General features: G+C 72.6%; 10 protein-coding genes and 2 tRNA genes. 8 read left to right on the top strand and 4 right to left on the bottom strand.

The genetic code is table 11. The annotated features are described in order from the left end of the window. Positions 1 to 7 precede the first annotated feature (7 nt). From ACFWZH_RS02380 to ACFWZH_RS02360, 5 genes are all read left to right on the top strand, one after another. The gene (locus ACFWZH_RS02380) at positions 8 to 472 is read left to right on the top strand and encodes a hypothetical protein (RefSeq protein ID WP_384424443.1); all 465 of its coding nucleotides are present in this window, start codon (positions 8 to 10) and stop codon (positions 470 to 472) included. A 91-nt stretch (positions 473 to 563) separates the two neighbouring features. Then, on the top strand, positions 564 to 1,451 hold the full coding sequence (locus tag ACFWZH_RS02375; RefSeq protein ID WP_384424441.1) for a bifunctional DNA primase/polymerase: 888 nt from the start codon (positions 564 to 566) through the stop codon (positions 1,449 to 1,451). A gap of 2 nt (positions 1,452 to 1,453) precedes the next feature. Continuing rightward, positions 1,454 to 2,929, top strand: coding sequence for an ATP-binding protein (locus tag ACFWZH_RS02370; RefSeq protein ID WP_384424636.1), 1,476 nt, complete (start codon positions 1,454 to 1,456; stop codon positions 2,927 to 2,929). Positions 2,930 to 3,400: 471 nt separating this feature from the next. Continuing rightward, positions 3,401 to 3,598, top strand: coding sequence for a helix-turn-helix domain-containing protein (locus ACFWZH_RS02365; protein ID WP_384424439.1), 198 nt, complete (start codon positions 3,401 to 3,403; stop codon positions 3,596 to 3,598). Then, positions 3,598 to 4,881, top strand: coding sequence for a tyrosine-type recombinase/integrase (locus ACFWZH_RS02360; RefSeq protein WP_384424437.1), 1,284 nt, complete (start codon positions 3,598 to 3,600; stop codon positions 4,879 to 4,881). Before ACFWZH_RS02365 ends, ACFWZH_RS02360 begins: the two co-directional genes overlap by 1 nt. Before the next feature lie 80 nt (positions 4,882 to 4,961). Here the strand turns inward: ACFWZH_RS02360 and ACFWZH_RS02355 are convergent. Both ACFWZH_RS02355 and ACFWZH_RS02350 read right to left on the bottom strand, forming a co-directional pair. Further along, positions 4,962 to 5,034: transfer RNA gene (locus ACFWZH_RS02355), tRNA-Arg, on the bottom strand. Positions 5,035 to 5,743: 709 nt separating this feature from the next. After that, positions 5,744 to 5,834: transfer RNA gene (locus ACFWZH_RS02350), tRNA-Ser, on the bottom strand. Positions 5,835 to 6,077: 243 nt separating this feature from the next. On the opposite strand from ACFWZH_RS02350, the gene ACFWZH_RS02345 reads away from it, so the two are divergent. After that, positions 6,078 to 6,776: an SSI family serine proteinase inhibitor gene (locus ACFWZH_RS02345; RefSeq protein ID WP_384424435.1), complete on the top strand. Its 699-nt coding sequence runs from the start codon at positions 6,078 to 6,080 to the stop codon at positions 6,774 to 6,776. A 191-nt stretch (positions 6,777 to 6,967) separates the two neighbouring features. Continuing rightward, a complete protein-coding gene (locus tag ACFWZH_RS02340) occupies positions 6,968 to 11,257 on the top strand; it encodes a PAS domain-containing protein (protein ID WP_384424433.1) in 4,290 nt (1,429 codons plus the stop codon). Between the two features lie 126 nt (positions 11,258 to 11,383). Here ACFWZH_RS02340 and ACFWZH_RS02335 read toward each other — a convergent pair whose 3' ends face one another. Together ACFWZH_RS02335 and ACFWZH_RS02330 are read right to left on the bottom strand one after the other, a co-directional pair. Next, positions 11,384 to 13,033: a long-chain fatty acid--CoA ligase gene (locus ACFWZH_RS02335; RefSeq protein ID WP_384424431.1), complete on the bottom strand. Its 1,650-nt coding sequence runs from the start codon at positions 13,031 to 13,033 to the stop codon at positions 11,384 to 11,386. 179 nt (positions 13,034 to 13,212) lie between these two features. Then, the gene (locus ACFWZH_RS02330; protein WP_384424429.1) at positions 13,213 to 15,030 is read right to left on the bottom strand and encodes a SpoIIE family protein phosphatase; all 1,818 of its coding nucleotides are present in this window, start codon (positions 15,028 to 15,030) and stop codon (positions 13,213 to 13,215) included. A gap of 331 nt (positions 15,031 to 15,361) precedes the next feature. On the opposite strand from ACFWZH_RS02330, the gene ACFWZH_RS02325 reads away from it, so the two are divergent. Beyond that, a partial coding sequence (locus tag ACFWZH_RS02325; protein WP_384424634.1) for a HAMP domain-containing protein occupies positions 15,362 to 16,422 on the top strand: 1,061 nt, incomplete at its 3' end.

Below are 16,422 nucleotides of genomic sequence, written 5' to 3'. Positions count from 1 at the left end.
ATTCCGCATGTACCCCGAAGACATGAGCCACGCGCCCCAAGAACGAGCCGTGGAAGTCCACTACCCGACCCCGATCCACCCGGCTGCACCCGCCGCTGCGCCGCTCGTTCCCGTCCAGCCGGGCAGCGTCCCGACCGTGGCGAGCGTGGTTCTGCCCGACGGCCGCGTCGTCACCGGCTACGCCCTCGAACCCGCCAAGCCCGAACCGGTCGCCGCCAAGCCGCCCGTTTCCCGTGCGGCAGTGAACATCGCCCTCGGGGGCATCGGGTTCGGCGCGGTGTGCGGCGGGCTGTTCCTGCTGACCACGTTCATCACCGCGCTGACCGCGTTGATCACTCAGCTCATCACGTTCGCCGCCGTCTGCTTTGGCGGGTTCGTCGCGGTCCAGATCTTCAAGACGAACGACGCCAAGAGCGGGATCACGTTCCACGTCCGCAAGGCCGTCTTCAAGCGCAACCACTTCAACGGCTAGCTACGCCCGAGGGCGGCGGCACTCCCGGACAAGGACAGCCCACCGCCCCCGGTCTCCGTATCCCGACGTAGCAGAACAGGAGACCTACAGCATGACACCTGACGGCAAGGCCCGATGCCGCCGCACTGGAAAGCACCTGGACGAGAGCCACCTGCGGACCGCGTTGGAACTCGCGGCGGTCGGCGTGCCACCGCTGCCCCTGCGGGCGGGAAAGGTCCCGTTCGGCAACTGCCGTGCATGCAAGGGGAACGCGTGCGGCGGCCGGCCGAACATGAAGACCGCCGGTCCCTGCGAGTGCGCCAGCGTCTGCCACGCCTGGGCCGCAGCCACCACCGACCCCCGCGTCCTCACCTCGCCGGCATGGGCGTCCACGTGGCGTGAGGCGGAGGCCGTCGCTTACCACCCCGGTGGGGCGGGGCTGACGGTGGTCGACCTGGACGACGCGGCAGCCATCGCATGGGCCCGTGAGGCCCTGCCCGCCACCCGGACGGTACCGACGACGCGGGGCGAGCACTGGATCTACCGGGGTGCGATGCAGTCCGCGAACGCGGTGCGGCCCGGCGTCGACATCAAGTCGCTCATGTCCTACGCGCGGTGGCTCGGACCCGGAACCGGCACCATGACCGAACTGCCCGGCGTCGTGCGCGCGCTGGTCGTGAAGGAACCCCCCACGGCCCGCCCGGCGCCGCTAGCGGTCACCGTGCCCGCGCTCGCCGGGGGCGGGGAGTGCCGCCACCGCACGCCTGCCTACCTGGACCGTGGCATCGCCATGGCCGAGCAGCGCATCACCGAGGCCCGCAGCGCGGTCCACACGACCGTCTACCGCACCTTCCTCGCCGTACTTTCCGCCCACGGCGGGTGCGGCTGCCTCACCGACGCCCACATCGCGCGACTGTTCGCCGCCGCGCAGGCCAAGGGCGAATCCCCCCGGCACTGCACGGATGCCTGGGCCAACGCCCGTACCAGGTTGGGGCTGTGACCGTGGCTGACGACGAGAAGAATCCCGCCCGCGAGGTCATCACCGACTACGCGCAATCGCACTTCCGGTACTTCCGCACCGCCGACGGGACCGTGTACGCGCAGAAGAACGGCCACCCCGTGGCCCGCCCCATCCGCTCCCAAGGCACGACGGGCAGCCATCGCCAGGAACTCATGGTCGGCCTGTACAAGGACGGGCGCGGCGTATTCAACGGAACTGCCCTCAAGGAGGCGTTGGACTTGATCGAAGCACTCGCGCTGACCGAGGACGTCCAGCCCGTCCACATCCGCGTCGCGCCCGGATTCGACGGGGCGACGTGGCTGGACCTGGGGCGCAACGACGGGCAGTCGGTCCGCATCCACCCCTCCGGGTGGGACATCGCCATCCCCGACCCGCAGGAGGTGTGCTGGCGGCGCACCCAGCTCACCGGGGAACTGCCGCTGCCGGCCAAGGACACCGATGGCAAAGGCATCGACCTGCTGCTGAGGCTGTGCAACTTCGCCACTGCGGAGACCGAGTGTCTGGCCATCGCCTGGCTGATCGGCTGCCTCGGGCCGTCCGTGCCCGTCCCCGCGCCGTTCCTCACCGGCCCTCAGGGCGCGGGCAAGTCCACAGCGGGGCGCATGCTCCTGCGGATCATCGAGGGCATGAGCAGCGATCTGCGCCGCCCCCCGAAGGATGAGGAGAACCTGACTGCGGCCGTCGCGGCCGGGTGGGTCACGGCCCTGGACAATCTCTCCCACATGACCCCGGACCTGTCCGACGCGATGTGCTGCATCGTCACTGGAGCCGAGAGCGTCAAGCGTGCCCTGTTCACTGACGGGGACGTCCACCGCGCCCGCTACCGCCGCCCCCTACTGCTGACGGGCATCGATGTGGGCGTCATCCGGCCGGACCTCGCCGAGCGGCTTCTGCCGCTGCGTCTGGAGCGGCCCCGCGTCCGGCGCACCGAGGCAGAGCTGTGGGCGGAGTACGCGGAGGTGCTGCCCGTCATTCTCGGGTCTCTCCTGGACCTCACGGTCAAGGTCCGCGCGACCGAGTCGGAGACCCCCACCGACCTGCGGATGGCGGACTTCGCTCACCTGTGCGCGCAGCTCGACGTAGCGACCGGCCTTGGAGCGCTCAGCGCCTACCGGGCCAGCCTGGACGACCTCAATGACGACGTGATCGAGGGCGACCTGCTCGCGCAGACCGTTCTCAGGCACGCCGAGACCCTCGCTCCGGGCACGGACCAGCGGATGACGTCCACCGAGTGGCTGCACCTCCTCAGCGGCCTCTACAGCAGCGACGAGGTACGGCCCCTGCCCAAGGGCTGGCCGACCACGGGCAAAGTCCTCTCCGACCGACTCAAGCGCCTCCAACCGACCCTGGCCGCCCGCGGTGTCCTCATCGACACGGGCCGCACCAGCGCGGGCCGCTACCTCGAAATGACCCGCCTGGCCACGCCGCCCCCACACGAGCAGAAGCGGGTGTTCTGACCCGCGATCCGCGCACCCGGACAAGCAAGAAGAGCACCACCGGCAAGGCGTGCTCCTCTTGCTGTTCGGCGCAACGCGCCGCCCAACGGTCGCGCCGCGCAGCGGCTCCTTCTTCACGCTGTAAGGCGCCCAGCACCACAACAGACACCCCCTCTTTTGTCCTAAGAGGGAAGACGCTGCGTCATCTGCGTCACGCAGGCGAGAAAACGGCCCCTGACCTGCAATGAAAGCCATGACGCAGACGACGGGCCCTGCGTCATCCTGCGTCATCTGCGTCATGACGTGACGCAGCCCATGACACGCCGATGACGCACCCCCTGACCGCCGCGTCAAGCAAAACCGCAGGTCAGAAGCCCACATGACGCTGATGACGCAATGACGCAGAAATCCGCACCTCGGACAGGCGCGGGCCCCAAGAAGCCCCCGAACCAACTCCATTCGCAGGTCCAGCCCTCTTCCGGAGGTCTCAACGTGCTGACCGTCGTCGCGAGCGACCCCCAAACCCTCACCGTCCCGGAGGTCATGACCGCCCTGCGGCTCAGCCGCAGCAAGGTCTACGACCTGATCCGCTCCGGCACCCTGCCGAGCTTCACCGAGGGCCGCGCCCGGCGCATACCCCTCGACGCACTCCGTACCTACATCCACAACAAGCTTGAGGAGGCTGCCTGATGGCCAAGAGGCGCGCCAACGGAGAAGGCACCATCACGAAGCGCACCGACGGCCGCTATCACGCAGCCGCGTACGTCTACCGGCCCGACGGCACACGAGTGCGGAAGTTCGTCTACGGCAAGACGCGCGAGGAGGTGAGCGGCAAGCTCATCGAACTCCAGGAGAAGACCCGGCAGGGCATACCGGCCGCCACGTCCGCCATGCCGTTCGGCGAATTCCTCACCTACTGGCTCGCCGCCATCGCGCCCGCCCGCCTCAAGCCCGCGACGCTCAACAGCTACGAGGGGCTCTCACGGCTCTACATCAAACCCGCCCTCGGCAAGAAGAAGCTCAACCGCCTCTCCCCCACCGACATCCGGCTGTTCCTCGCCGAGTTCAAGGGCGGCTGCCTCTGCTGCCTTCGAGGCGTCGACGCCGCACGCGCCAAGGAAGACCGGACGTGCTGCGCCGTGAACAAGTGCTGCAAGCGACGGCCGTCGGCACGCACCGTCCAGTACGTCCATGCCGTACTCCGGTCCGCGCTCCAGCAGGCCGTCCGCGAAGAACTCATCGCCCGCAACGTCGCCCGGATCGTGGAGACGCCCAGCATCGAACGCCAGGAGGTACGCCCGTTGGACGCCGCAGAGGCGAAAATCCTGCTCAGGACGGCCCGCAACCACCGCCTCTACGCCCTGTGGCTGTTGCTCATCTCCACCGGCCTGCGCCGCGGAGAAGCCCTCGGGCTCACCTGGTCGGACATCGACCTGGAGGCCGGCCAGCTCCGGGTCCGGCGCAATCTCCAGCGCATCAAGCGTGAGCTGCTCTTCGGCACACCGAAAACGGCACGCTCGCTCCGCACGGTGTCGCTGCCCCGGAAGTGCGTAGCCGCCCTCATCGCCCACCAGGCGCAGCAGGAGCAGGAACGGAAGGTGGCCGGCGCCAAATGGCAGCCGGTCCCCGGGCACCCGAGCGGCCTGGTCTTCACCACGGCCACCGGCCGGGCGACGGACCCACGCAGCCTCAACCGCATGCTCACGATCCTCTGCCGGGACGCCAAGGTGCGGCGCGTACGGGTGCACGACCTCCGGCACACCTGCGCCTCACTGCTGCTGGCCCAGGGCGTCGACGCCCGCACGATCATGGAGACACTCGGCCACAGCACCATCACGATGACGCTGGACACCTACGCGCACGTGATGCAGACCACTCTCAAGGCGGCGGCCGACCGGATGGACGACGCCCTGGGGGTTGACGAGCCGACCGAGGACGAGGAGGGCGGTCCGGGGTGCGCGCCGGCCGCGTGACGGAGACCGACGCCCGCGTTGATGTCACCCGCTGATGTCAAAGGCCCCCTGGACGATGTCCAGGGGGCCTTTGACCTGTGTGCGCTCGGCAGGATTCGAACCTGCAACCTTCTGATCCGTAGTCAGATGCTCTATCCGTTAAGCTACGAGCGCTTGGCTTTCCGGCGGTTTTTCTTGCCGGTCGGCGTTGCGGGAACAACATTACATGACCTGCGCCGTGAGGCGAAATCCATTAGGCACAGCCCCTCTGACCTGCGGAAATGTGCTTGTGATGGCTGCTGGGGGCTGCGGGGGCCGGGGAGCGTTCTCGATGATCCGGACGAAGTTCGGGCGGGGGTAGTCGTCTTCGAGGCGGTCCGGGGCGGCAGGGGGCATAGCGCCCGGCCCGGGGGTGTCGGAAGTCAGTGATCACGTTGCGCGGCCCGAGGGCGTCAGAGGGAGCCAGGACGCGTAGTCCGCGGTGCGGGTGTCGACGCGGGGTGCCATTGCCCGGTGTCGACGCGGGGTGCCACTGCCCGGTGTCGGTGCGCGGTGTCGGTATCGGTATCGGTGCCGGTCTCGAGCTCAGTGTCGGTCTCGGTGTCGGCCTCGGTGTCAGGCGGCGGTGGCGATCATGTGGTGCGGCGGGGGATGTCGGTCCCGTACCCGCCTCGCCTCGCGGCCGCACCGCCTCGCCTCGCGCCCGGCTCCCGCTCGCGCGCTCGCCCAGCCCACTCGCTCGGCCCGCCCCGCCCGGCCCACTCGCCCGGCCAGCCCGCTCGCGCACCCTGCGCACCGCGCCCGCCCCGTGCGCACCGCGCCACCCCGTGCGCGAAAGCGCTCAGGCCCCGGTCGGAGTGACCGGGGCCTGAGCGAAGAAGAGCGGAGGCGGAGGGATTTGAACCCTCGATGGGGGGTAAGCCCCAAACCGCATTAGCAGTGCGGCGCCATAGACCGGACTAGGCGACGCCTCCACACACCCCACATGCGCGCACGCACGCTGTGGTGTGTCCAGATGATGGCACAGCTCCAAGGGCTGTCACCAATCGCCCCCTACGGTACTAGGCGCGCGGGCCACCCGGCAAAGACGTTCCTGCGGCGCAACGTCGGGGGCGGCGGCGCGTTAGGAGTGTTGGGGCCGTGGCGACACGCGTGTCGTGCGCCCCCGGCGCGTACGTACCGCGTACCGCCCCGCACTCGCCTCTCTGGAGCCTGTGATGCCGCACCGCCGGACCCCCTCCCTCATCGCCGCGGCCGCCACCGCCGCCACCGCCGCTCTGGCCCTGGCGTCGTCCGCCGCGTCGGCCGCCCCGATCCCGCTGCCGCACCACCGGTCCGGTGGCGGCACGAGCGGTGCGGGCCACCACGGGCACGAGGGCCGCCCGACGCCCGTCGACATCACCAACGGCACCGGCATCGGCAGCATCGACAACATCACCAACGTCGCTGACATCACCCGCATCGCCGACGGCATCGGCGACCTCGGTGTCGTCGATCAGCCGATCCCTCAGCGTGGGCACCACGGGCACCAGGGGGGCGCCGACCGACGGAGCCCCGCCCACGGTGCGGGCCGCCATCGCGCGCCCAGTGACCACCTCACCGTCACCGTCCACGGCTCCGGCTCGGTCCGCACCGACGGCACCTTCGAGCTGTACTGCCACCCCGGCCGCGGCAGCCACCTCGACGCCAGGCACGCCTGCGACAAGCTCGACGAGATGACGAAGTGGGGCAAGGACCCGTTCGCCCCCGTTCCGCAGAGCGCGCAGTGCACGATGATGTACGGCGGTCCGGCCACCGCGCACGTGTCCGGAACCTGGGCGGGGCGTCCGGTCGACGCCGACTTCAAGCGCACCAACGGGTGTGAGATCAGCCGCTGGAGCCGCTTCGAACCTCTGCTCCCCCGGACCACTTTGTGACCTGATTCCTACCGCAGTAGCGCGCCAGGTCAGGACGAGGGGCACATGTCGGGCGTGCGGCGAGTCGCCCACGGCCGTGCCATTACCTCCTCGTCATCCGCCTCCGCGTCGCGGGCAAGTGCCCGTAGACTCCATCCCAGCGATCCGCCACGGTGGGTCGGCACGGTGCGGTAACAGGAGGGAAGCGTCTCGTGAGCAGCAGGCCATCCCGAGGCGCTGCTCGCCTCGCAGCCATACTCGACGCCCTCCCCGACGCGCTGTTGCTCGTCAACTGCAACGGCACGGTCGTCAACGCCAACACCATCGCCCTGGAGACCTTCGAGGCACCCGGTACGGCCCTGGTGGGGCGCGGGCTGCTCGATCTGCTGCCGTCCTTCGACTCCAAGCGCATCCCGGGTTCCATGCGGCGCCGGGACGAGGAGATCGAGGGTCCGCGGACGAAGCCGACGCGGATGGTCGCGCGGCGTACCGACGGCACGGAGCTGCTGGTCGAGGTCACCAGCGCCAACCTGGAGGACGGGCGGACCCCGTACGAGAGCGCCTTCGAGGCCGCGTACGCCGATCACCGCAACGGCTACACGGGCGACGAGCTGCTGATGCTGGTCGTCCGGGATCTCACCGGCACGCTGGACACCGAGACCGAGCTGGCCCGCCAGCAGCGGCAGACCGAGATGATCCTGCGGGCCGCGGCCGAGGGTGTGGTCGGGGTCGACGCGGAGGGGAAGGTCGTCCTCGTCAACCCGTCGGCCGCGCAGATCCTCGGCTATCGGGCGAGCGAGCTGGGCGGGAAGGAACTGCATCCGCTCATCCACCACTCGCGGGCGGACGGGTCGGCGCTGCCGTGGGAGGACACGCCGCTGGCCGACACGCTCAAGTCCGGGCGCAAGCACCGGGTGCGCGGTCAGGCGCTGTGGGCCAAGGACGGGCGCGCGGTGGCCGTCGATCTGACGACGGCGCCGGTGCGGGACGGCGATCAGCTGGTCGGCGCGGTGATGACCTTCACCGACCGACGCGCCTTCGACGCGCTGGCGGCCCGGCACGCCCAGCTGCTCGCCGTGCTCGACCAGGCGCTGCGCGGGCCGCTGGAGGAGCTCAAGGGCGAGCTGGGCACGCTCGCGTCCGATCCGGCCGGCCAGCTGTGGCCCGAGGCGAACCAGATCCTGCACCACCTCGCGGCCGGTCACGCCCGGATGACGACGCTGGTGGACAACGTCCTGAGCTACCAGCGGCTGGACTCGGGCAAGGAGAAGCTCAACCGCACCAAGGTGTCGCTGGACGCGGTGGTCGCGGCGGGTGTGGAGGGCGCGGTCGAGCTGATCGGGCCGGGCCGGGCGCAGTTCGCAGTGCATGCGCCGCCGATAGAGGCGGTGGTGGACCCGGAGCGGATCGCGCAGGCGCTGTCGCACCTGATCGCGGACGTCGCGGGGGTGGACTCCACGGGCCGGATGCCGGTGGGTGAGGCCGGGCCCGGCGCGGGCGGGCGCATGGGGGCGATCCCCGGCGACTCGACGATCGTGGTGGCGGCGGCCAAGCGCGGCGATGTCGTACGGATCGAGGTGCGCGGGCCGTTCGACGGCGGTGACCCGGTCCATGAGCCGATCGTGCGCGGGATCGTGCGGCAGCACGGCGGGCTGATGCAGACGCACGAGATGCCGGGGGCGCAGGGCGGTGGGCCCGGTGCGGGCGGCAGCGCGTATGTGCTGGAGCTGCCGGTGTCGGCGGACGGCACGGCGACGGCCGGTGTGGACCGGGCGGACGCGCCGGTCGGCAACGAGACGACGGTGATGCCGGTTCCGGCGGCCCGTGCGCGCGGCACGCAGGGCGATGCGGCGGACGGCGGCCAGGCGCCCGGGGACAAGGGCGCGGGCGCCGAGGGCCGGGCGCAGGGTGACGGTGCCACGGGCGGGGCCGGTGAGCCCCTCGCCCAGCCGACCGGTCGTCGGCGGGCCCGGCGCGCGGTCGCGGGCGCGGAGCCGAACGCACAGAGCGCGGAGAACGCGGAGAACGCCGCCTCGGGCGCACCGGCCACGGGGGCGGGCAACGGCCCGGTGGCCGGCGGTACGCAGGGTGCCGGTGTTCCGGGTGGTGCGGCGGGCGAGGGCGCGCGCCGTGACGGCGGCCCGGAGGCGGGTCCGCAGGGCGGCGCGGCGGCGGGCGGCCCGCAGACGGGCACGGACGGTACGGGGCTGCCGCCGGGTATGGCGGGGGCCGAGGCCGTACCGCCGACCGGCCGGCGGCGGGCCCGGCAGGACGCGCCGGAGGGCGGCGGGCTGCCCGCGCTGCCGGCCGGCGCGGGCCAGGCGCCCGGGCAGCCGGCCGCCGGCCCTCAGGAGCCCGCGGCAGGCGCACCGGCGCGTACTGCGGCCGGTGCCGCTGCCTCGGCGCCGGTGCCCGTTCCCGCCCGTCCGCAGATGCCGGGCCGGGCCGTCGTTCCGGGGCAGGCCCCGGCTCCCGGTCAGGCCTCCGCTCCGGTTCCGCCGCAGGTGCCCGGCCAGGCGCAGCCGCAGGGTCTGGGCCCGGTCCAGCCGAGCGGCCGGCGGGCGCGCCGGGCGCTGGCCGAGGCGCCCGAGCGCACCGCGCAGGGCGAGCGGGTGCAGGCGGCCGCGGCGGCCGGCGCCCAGCAGTCGGCCGGTGCGCGCACGGCCTTCGCGCTGCCGCCCGCCGCGGCGGACCAGACCCCGCAGCCGGCGCAGTCCGCGCTGCCCGCACTTCCCGCTGCCGCCGAGCAGGTGTCCGCACAGGACGGCGCCGGGACGGGGCGCCGTCGTGCCCGCCGCCCGGTGGCCGGTGGCCCGGAGCCGACGGCGCCCGCGGAGCAGTCCGCGTACGAGCTGGAGGCGGCCGCCGACCCCGGTGCGCCGCAGGGTGCGACGGAGGCCGAGCCGACCGGTCGGCGGCGGGCCCGGCGCGCCGCCGCCGAGGAGCGCGCGGCGGCCGCGATGGCCGACGCCGAGTCGTCCGGCACGTTCGTGGCGGGTCCCGAAGGGCTGGTGGCGCAGTCGACCGAGGCCGCCGGTCCGGCCGGGGGCACCGAGCCCGCCGAGCCGGCCGGGGCGACGGATCCGGCGTCGGCGACCGGGACGGCGACCGGCATGGCGCCCGGGATGGGCCCGGTGGCGGGCAACGACGCGCTCCGGGCGCCCGGTACCGCCCCGGCCCCGGACGGCGCGCCCCAGACGCCTCAGGACGCGGCTGGCCCCGCGCCCACCGGCCGCCGCCGTGGCCGTCCCAGCCCCGCCGAGGAGGCTGCGGGACACGCCCCCGCGCCGGCGCACCGTCAACCGCTGCCGCCCGCCGCCGAGGACGACGGGCAGCCGACGGGGAACTCCCGGGCGTTCAGCGTGCGCACGCTCGGGCAGGGCGTGCCGTTCGCCCAGCAGATCGCCGACCAGCAGCGTCCGCCGGCGCCGCCCGGCAGCACCCCGCCCGGTGGGACGTCCGCCGGTTCGGGACGCCGCCGTAAGCTCGCCGCGCCCCCGCAGGACGGCGAGCGCGCCCTCGCGGCCGACTCCGCGGCGGACGGGGCGCGCCCGCACCCGGGCGCACCGCAGCCGCAGCCGGACCGGAGCCCGGTCCCCGCGCAGCCCAAGCAGCCGGCCCAGCCGCAGCCGCAGCCGCATCTGATGGACGCCAGTGAAGGCCGCGCCTTTGCGATCTCCGCGCCCGACGAGGGCAGCGAGGGCCCCGAGCCGCTGGACGGCCCGAACGGCGCGATAGAGGTGGTGGACCGTCAGCCGCTGCCGATGGACGACGAGTTGCCGCCCGAGCCGCTCGACAACCCGCGTCGGCTGCTGGTCTGGCCGGCGCCGGACGTCGCCACCCAGCAGGCGCTCAGCGACCGCGGCTACCGCCCGGTGATCGTCAACTCCCGCGAGGAGGTGGACGCGCAGATCGCGGCGTACCCGGCGGCGCTCTTCGTCGACCCGCTGACCGGGCCGATCACCCGCACCGCGCTGCAGTCGCTGCGCCAGGCGGCGGGCGCGGCCGAGGTCCCGGTCCTGGTGACGGCCGGTCTGGGGCAGGCCACCCGGGAGGCGGCGTACGGCGCCGACCCGGCCGTGCTCCTCAAGGCGCTGGCGCCGCGGGACAGCGAGCAGCACCCGCCGCGGGTGCTGCTGATCGAGCAGAACGACGACATCGCGGGCGCGCTGACCGCTTCGCTGGAGCGGCGCGGGATGCAGGTCGCCCGCGCCGGGGCGGACAGCGACGCGGTCACCCTGGCGACGCAGATGCGGCCCAATCTCGTCGTCATGGACCTGATGCAGGTGCGCCGCCGGCGGGCCGGCATCGTCGACTGGCTGCGCGCCAACGGCCTGCTCGACCACACACCGCTGGTCGTCTACACCTCCGCCGACATGGACCCGGCACAGCTGCCGCGGCTGGCGGCCGGGGAGACGGTGCTCTTCCTCGCGGAGCGCTCGACGAGCGCCGAGGTGCAGGCCCGGATCGTCGACCTGCTGGCCAAGATCGGTACGAACTGAGGGTCCGGCCCGGCGGCGAGCGGTACGAGGGCGGGAGCCCGCACCGCGCACCGGCCGGGCCCCGTGGCCGCCGGCGGGCCGGGCGCCCGCACCGCGGACTCCCGGCCCCGCGCCGTGCCGCCCGGCTCAGGCCAGCAGCGTGACGTCCAGCTCCCCGTCCGCGTACTGCCGGCGCAGCACCTTCTTGTCGAACTTGCCCACGCTCGTCTTGGGCACCGCCGGGATCAGCGCCCACCGCTCGGGCAGCTGCCAGCGCGCGATCCGTTCGCCGAGGAACGCCTTCAGCTCCTCGTACCCGATGGTCGCGCCCTGGGTGAGCACCACGGTCGCCAGCGGCCGCTCGCCCCACTTGTCGTCGGGTACGGCGACCACCGCGGCCTCGGCGACGTGCGGGTGCGCCATCAGGTGGTTCTCCAGCTCGACGGAGGAGATCCACTCACCGCCGGACTTGATGACGTCCTTGGCGCGGTCGGTCAGGGTGAGATAGCCGTTCGGGGTGATGGTGCCGACGTCGCCGGTGCGCAGCCAGCCGTCGGGGCTGAACTTGTCCTCGGGGCGCAGCGGTCCGCTCTGTGCGCCGCCGTAGTACGCGCCCGCGATCCACGGTCCGCGGACCTCCAGCTCGCCGGCCGACGCGCCGTCGTGCGGCAGCCGCTCGCCGCCGGGCCCGATCAGCCGGGCTTCCACGGACGCCGGGAAGCGGCCCTGGGTGGCGCGGTAGCCCCACTCGTCCTCGCCGCTCACGCCGGCCGGCGGGTGCGCGACGGAGCCCAACGGCGAGGTCTCGGTCATGCCCCAGGCGTGGACGACGCGGATGCCGTGCCGCTCCTCGAAGCCGCGCATCAGGGACGGCGGGCAGGCCGAGCCGCCGATGACGACCGTGCGCAGACACGCGACGTCCCGCCGTGTGGCGTCCAGTTCGGCGAGCAGGCCCTGCCAGATGGTGGGGACGGCGGCGCCGACCGTGGGCCGCACGGTCTCGATCATCTCGGCGAGCGGCGCGGGCTGCAGGAAGCGGTCCGGCATCAGCAGTGAGGCACCGGCCATGAACGCGGCGTGCGGCAGCCCCCAGGCGTTGACGTGGAACATCGGCACGACCGGCAGGGTGATGTCGCGGGAGGTCAGCGCGAACGCCTCGGCGGAGTTGACCTGCATCGAGTGCAGATACAGCGAACGGTGGCTGTAGAGCACGCCCTTGGGGTCGCCGGTGGTCCCGGAGGTGTAGCACAGCGCGGCGGCCGCCCGCTCGTCGGTCTCCGGCCAGTCGTAGGTCTCCGGGCGCCCGGCGAGCAGCTCCTCGTAGTCGTGCACCCGGGCCCGCGCGCCGTCGAGGACGGAGGTGTCGCCCGCGCCGACGACGACGATGTGCTCGACCTTGGGCAGCTGGGCCAGCAGCGGCGCCAGCAGGGGCAGCAGGCTCCCGTTGACGAGCACGACCCGGTCCTCGGCGTGGTTGATGATCCACACCAGCTGCTCGGCGGGCAGGCGCAGATTGAGGGTGTGCAGCACCGCGCCCATGGAGGGGATGGAGAGGTACGCCTCCATGTGTTCGGCGTTGTTCCACATGAGGGTGCCGACCCGTTCGTCGTCGGCCACCGACAGCGCGTCGCGCAGCCCATGGGCCAGCTGCGCGGCGCGGCGGCCGATCTCGGCGAAGGTGCGCCGGTGCGGTTCACCGTCGGTCCAGGTGATGACCTGCGACTCACCGTGGACGGTCGAGCCGTGGTCCAGGATTCGCGAGACGGTGAGCGGTACGTCCTGCATCGTGCTCAGCACCGGGTGCCTCCGCTTTGTTACGGGCGGGTAGTGGTGCTGCGATTGTCGACGCATACCATCCGGTATGTCACGCCCCCTGGGGTGTGTTTCTTGCCAGCCCTCGACGCCGTTTACGGGTCCACGGGCGGCCGCTGATCAGCAAGAACGGGCACAACCGGGCCCGGCCGGCCGCTCGCCGTTCACGGCCGCGGGTCGACCGTCGGCGGCACGGCCTGGAGGACGAGCACCGACAGATCGTCCTCGACCGGGCCGGTGCCGAAGTCGTGTGCCGCGCGCCGGACGTGCTCGGCCAGCGCCTTGGCTCCCAGGCCCAGGCCGTCCTTCAGGACCTCGATCAGACCGTCGTTGTCGTCCAACTGCCAGTTCCCGCACCGGCGTTCGGTGACACCGTCGGTGACGCAGAGCAGGGTCTCGCCGGGGGCGAGGTCGAAGGAGCTGGCCTGGTACTCGGTGCCCTCGTCGATGCCCAGGAGCATCTGGGGCTCGGAGGCCGGCTCGACGGCGCCGTCGAGGAACATGTGCAGCGGCGGCGGATGGCCGGCGCTGGCGACCGTGCAGCGCGCGCCGGGCACGCCGGGGTCGACCTCCAGCTCGCCGTAGAGCAGGCTCAGGAAGCGGGAGGTGGCCTGCTCACCGCCGAGCTCCACCGCCTCGGCGCTCTCCTCCGCCATGGCCAGATTCAGTCGTCCGAGTACCGATTCGACGCCATGGCCCTCGCGCGCCAGCAGCCGTACGAGGTGCCGGGCCAGTCCGGTGACGGACATCGCCTCCGGGTCCTTGCCCTGTACGTCGCCGAGCAGGAAGCACCAGCGGCGGTCACCCATCGGGAAGACGTCATAGAAGTCGCCGCCGACGGTCTGGCCCTCACCGTGCGGTTCGTAGACGATCGCGGTGTCCACGCCGACGATGCTGGCCAGCGACGCGGGCAGCTGCCGGCGCTGGAGCGCCAGGCTGATCGTGGTCTGCCGGGTGTACTGGCGGGCGGTGAACACGGCCTGCGCCACCCGGCGCGCCACGTCCTCGACCATCCGCACCACGGTGTCGGTCATCTGCAGATGCCCGGACCGGCCGAGCAGCAGCACGCCCAGGTCGGTGTCCCGGGCGACCAGGGGGAAGGCGAGCGCGGAGCCGCCCGAAGGGGCCGCGCCGGCGCATTCCGGCCAGGGCCAGGGAGTGCCGGCGGTACGGACCATGTCGACGGGCGGTTCGCCCTCCAGGTCGGCGCGGAGCGGACTGATCCGCCGCTCGTCGACGTGCCAGACGCGGGAGAGCTGCATTCCGCCGCCCTCGACGCTCAGCCAGACGGCGCACCAGTCGGCGAGCCGCGGCACCAGCAGCTGGGCGGCGAGCGCGGTGACCATGTCCTGGTCGAGCTGCCCGGCCAGCAGCTCGCTGGTCTCGGCCAGGAAGGACGGGCCGCCGCGGTCGGCCCACTCGGCGGGGTGGCCGCGCAGATGACCGCGCTGGCCGACGGGGTGGGCCAGGCGTACCGGGGGCTCGGCGCCGCGCGGCTCGGGCGCGGCGCCGACGAGTGCCGACTCCCCCTCGGTCGCCTCCAGCCGGAACCAGACCGTCTTGACCGACTTGCGGTAGGTCACCCCCCAGGACTCCGCCAGTGCGCCGACCAGCTGGAGGCCGTAGCCCGGCTCACCGGTGCGGGCGTCCACTCCACCGCGTACGCCCCGGGCCGGATGGCGGTCGGAGACCTCCACCACCACGCCCACCTTGGCCCGGCCGGCCCCCGTCTCGGCGTCGGGCGGCGGGCCGTGTTCCAGGCGGCAGGTGACGTCGATGTCCGTGCCGGCGTACATCACGGCGTTGGTGACCAGCTCGCTCGTGAGCAGCACCGCGGTGTGGATGAGCTCGGAGCTGATCGCCGCGGCCCCGGGACCCGCCGTGGCGGGCGGCGCGCCCGCCCGTTCGGTCAGCAGCGCGCGCACGAATTTCCGCGCTCCGGAGGCCGCGAGCTGATTGGCCGGCAGCCCCTTCCGGGACACGGATTCCGTCGAGTACGGGGAGGACAGCGCCGCCACTGTGCCCCCTGAGTGTGCCGGGAAAAACTAATTACGAGCGCTTTATACTATGTCATATCCACCCAAGTTGATCATTCTGCAGGAATAGGACCTCTTCACAACGACCACCGGGGGATGGTGCGCCATGGCTCTCGACCCGCCCCCACCCGAATCCGCCTCCGCGCCCGCCGGACGCTCCGTGTCGTCGCGGCCCACCGCGCCGTCGCCGCCCGCCACGCCACCGTCCGCCGCGGCCCGGTCCGACGGGGGCGGACAGTGGGTGCGCACCAGCGAGCTGCGGCCGCTGCTCGCGGCGATGAACGCCCTGCGTGACGGGGACTTCACCACCCGCGTGGAGAGCTTTCCGGACGGCGCCACACCGGACGGTGTACTGGCCGACATGGTCGGCGTCTTCCACCAGATCGTCGCCCGCAACGTCCATCTGGCCTCCGAGCTGCAGCGCGTACGCGGCGAGATCCTCCGCCAGGGCCGGCTCGACGAGCGGATCTCCGCGAGCCCCGGGCAGGGGACCTGGACGACGAACATCGAAGCGGCCAACACCGTGCTCGAAGCGCTGGTCGTGCCGCTCGCCAAGGCCACCCGGGTGCTGGACGCGGTGGCCGACGGCGATCTGACCCAGCACGTCGACCTGCACGACGGCAACCGCCAGCTGCACGGCGATCTGCGCCGCCTGGGCAGCGGGGTGAACCGCATGGTCGACCAGCTCTCGCTGTTCACCGGCGAGGTCACCCGCGTGGCCCGCGAGGTCGGCACCGAGGGCCGGCTGGGCGGCCGTGCGAAGGTCCAGGGGCTGTCCGGCGACTGGCTGCATGTGACCGAGGCGGTCAACACCATGGCGTCGCGACTGACGGCGCAGGTGCGGGACATCGCGGTGGTCACCACGGCGGTGGCGCGCGGCGACCTGACCCAGCAGGTGACGGTCGAGGCCACCGGCGAGCTGCTGGAGCTGAAGATGACCGTCAACAAGATGGTCGACCAGCTGCGGGCCTTCGCCGACGAGGTCACCCGCGTCGCCCGCGAGGTCGGCACCGAAGGCCAGCTCGGCGGCCGCGCCCAGGTCAGAGGCGTCTCCGGGGTCTGGAAGGACCTCACCGACAACGTCAACTTCATGGCGTCCAACCTGACCTGGCAGGTCCGCAACATCGCGCAGGTCACCACGGCGGTCGCCAACGGCGACCTGAGCCAGAAGATCACTGTGGACGCCCGGGGCGAGATCCTCGAACTGAAGTCGACGATCAACACGATGGTCGACCAGCTCTCCGCCTTCGCCGACGAGGTCACCCGCGTCGCCCGCGAGGTCGGCACCGAAGGCCAGCTCGGCGGCCGCGCTCAGGTCAGAGGCGTCTCCGGGGTCTG

Origin of the sequence: Streptomyces sp. NPDC059008, assembly GCF_042749045.1 — a bacterium.
In the GTDB taxonomy this organism is placed as follows: Bacteria; Actinomycetota; Actinomycetes; order Streptomycetales; family Streptomycetaceae; genus Streptomyces.
Note: the sequence above shows the minus strand (reverse complement) of the source record. Positions and strands in the feature narration are given on the sequence as shown.

Bases quoted from the DNA above. Each gene is read 5' to 3' on its own strand.
- ACFWZH_RS02380 (WP_384424443.1), top strand. From the start codon at position 8: ATGTACCCCGAAGACATGAGCCACGCGCCCCAAGAACGAGCCGTGGAA.
- ACFWZH_RS02345 (WP_384424435.1), top strand. From the start codon at position 6,078: ATGCCGCACCGCCGGACCCCCTCCCTCATCGCCGCGGCCGCCACCGCC.
- ACFWZH_RS02360 (WP_384424437.1), top strand. From the start codon at position 3,598: ATGGCCAAGAGGCGCGCCAACGGAGAAGGCACCATCACGAAGCGCACC.
- ACFWZH_RS02375 (WP_384424441.1), top strand. From the start codon at position 564: ATGACACCTGACGGCAAGGCCCGATGCCGCCGCACTGGAAAGCACCTG.